Source organism: Pseudomonas sp. LA5, from assembly GCF_028640825.1.
Classification (GTDB): domain Bacteria; phylum Pseudomonadota; class Gammaproteobacteria; order Pseudomonadales; family Pseudomonadaceae; genus Chryseomonas; species Chryseomonas aestiva.
The window spans coordinates 1-2128 of the sequence record NZ_JAQYZY010000053.1 but is presented as its reverse complement, the minus strand read 5'-3'; the positions used below and the strand labels follow the sequence as shown (position 1 = coordinate 2128).

3 protein-coding genes are annotated in these 2128 nt (G+C 66.3%); all 3 read right to left on the bottom strand.

Annotated features, from left to right (window positions below; genetic code table 11):
- Positions 1–983 (bottom strand): methyl-accepting chemotaxis protein (locus PVZ72_RS19945; RefSeq protein ID WP_273862879.1); only part of this gene is annotated, 983 nt, incomplete at its 3' end.
- An 82-nt stretch (positions 984–1065) separates the two neighbouring features.
- Entirely contained in the window at positions 1066–1569 is a 504-nt protein-coding gene (locus PVZ72_RS19940) for a chemotaxis protein CheW (protein WP_133859377.1), read from the bottom strand.
- Positions 1570–1576: 7 nt separating this feature from the next.
- On the bottom strand, positions 1577–2128 hold a 552-nt coding region (locus PVZ72_RS19935; protein WP_273862825.1), incomplete at its 5' end, for a methyl-accepting chemotaxis protein.

The window sequence follows — 2128 nt, the reverse complement described above, 5'->3', positions numbered from 1 at the left end:
CCGGCCATGCCGTCGGTGACCTTGGCGTTCTCGGTGTTCTGGGCGATGGAAGCCGACATCTCCTCGATGCTGGCGCTGGTCTCCTCGACGGAGGCGGCCTGCTCGGTGCTGGCCTGGCTCATGCTCTGGGCAGTGGCCGAGACCTCTTCCGAGGCGCTGGCCAGGCCATCGGCCGAGCTGCGCACGTCGCTGATGATCTGCGCCAGGGTGGTGGTCATGGTACGCACGGAGGCCAGCATGCTGGTGGTGTCGCCTTCGCGGGTCGCCACCTCGACACTCAGGTCGCCGCGGGCGACGCGCTGCACCACCTCGGCGGCATAGGCCGGTTCGCCACCCAGCTGCCGGATCAGGCTGCGGGTGATCAGATAGCCGAGCAGGACGGCGATCAGGGTCGCCACCGCGCCAATCACCAGCATCAGGTTGCGGGCATCGACGTAGGCGTCGGTCGCCGCTTCACCGGCTTCCTGCATGCGCTGGGCCTGCAGATCGTTCAGGGCGCCGAGGGCGGCGACCAGCTCGTTGTTGTTGGGCGCGAAGACATTCAGCAGATAGTCCCGGGCCTGGCCACGGTCGGTGTCGAGCAGGCGAAAGAATTCGCCGTACTTGTCCTGCAGGCGCTGACGCGCGTCCGTGGCAGCGGCCAGCTTCTGCTTGCCATCCTCACTGACGATCTTCTTTTGCAGATCGGCGAGTATCTCTGCGTTGCCGGAGCGGACCTTGGCGATGTCTTCCTTGGTCTTGGCCAGGGCGCGCTCATCGTCCAGCAGCAGCAGGTTGCGCATCAGGCGGCCGCTGTCCAGGGTGTTACGCACCAGGGTGTTGGCCTGGACGGTCATGGGGAAACGGAATTTCGACATGTTGTCGGCCGAGTCCTTCATGGTGCCCATGTTCAGCAGGGCGACACCCATGACCAGCAGCAGCATCAGGATGGCAGCCCCGAAGCCGATCGCCAGCTTGGTCGAGACGCGAAGTGTGTTCAGCATGGTGGAAGCGCCTCCGGCGCCGATTGAAACTGCTTCGTTTAAGAGGCGCCGGTTACCGTCGCCCATGGCAATGCGGGGTCTTTCAGCTGGCGGCCTGGGCCAGGTTCGCCAGTTCCTGTACGTCGAGGACCTGGGCCACGTCGAGCAGGGTCAGGAAGCCGTCTTCGGACTTGACCATGCCGGCGATGAAGTGCGGCGCCAGGCGACTGCCAAAGGCCGGCGCCGGACGGATGTCCGCCGCGGCGATTTCCAGCACCTCGCTCACCGCATCCACCACCACGCCCAGCACCTGGGTGTCTTCGTCGGCGCACACTTCCAGGATCACGATGCAGGTCCGCGGGCCGACCCGGGTCGGTCGGCCGCCGAAGCGGGCCTCCAGATCCACCACCGGGACCACCGCGCCGCGCAGATTGATCACCCCACGAATGCAGGCCGGCATCAGCGGGACCTGGGTCAGTTGGCCGAACTCGATGATCTCGCGCACCGCGAGGGTATCCACCGCATAGGTCTCACCGTCGACCACGAAGGTCAGGTGCTGATGGCCAAGGTGTTCGTGGGCGATGTCGCCAAGGGTCAGGGCAGTCATGAAGCCATTACTCCGGGAAGCGGACGTAACCGTCCGGCAGGCCGCCCGCGGCCATCTGGGGACGACGCAGGGTCGGCTGGGCCGTACGGCTCGCGGCCGGGCGCGTCTGCTCGATGGCACGCTCCAGGTCCTGGACCGCACGACCATCGCCGGTGTGGAAGAAGCCCATCAGGCGCTGCAGCTGCTCGGCCTGACCGCTCATTTCTTCGGCGGTCGCGGCCAGCTCTTCCGAGGCCGAGGCGTTCTGTTGGGTGATCTGGTTGAGTTGCAGCATGGCGCTATTGATCTGAGTGACTCCGCTACTCTGTTCTTCGGACGCCGCGGCGATTTCCTGTACCAGATCGGAGGTCTTGCTGATGGACGGTACCATTTCGTCGAGCAGTGACCCGGCGCGCTCGGCCAGGGCCACACTGCTCTTGGCCACGGTGCCGATTTCCTGGGCGGCGACCTGGCTGCGTTCGGCCAGCTTGCGCACCTCGGCGGCCACCACGGCGAAGCCTTTGCCGTGCTCGCCGGCGCGGGCGGCTTCGATGGCGGCGTTGAGCGCCAGCAGGTTGGT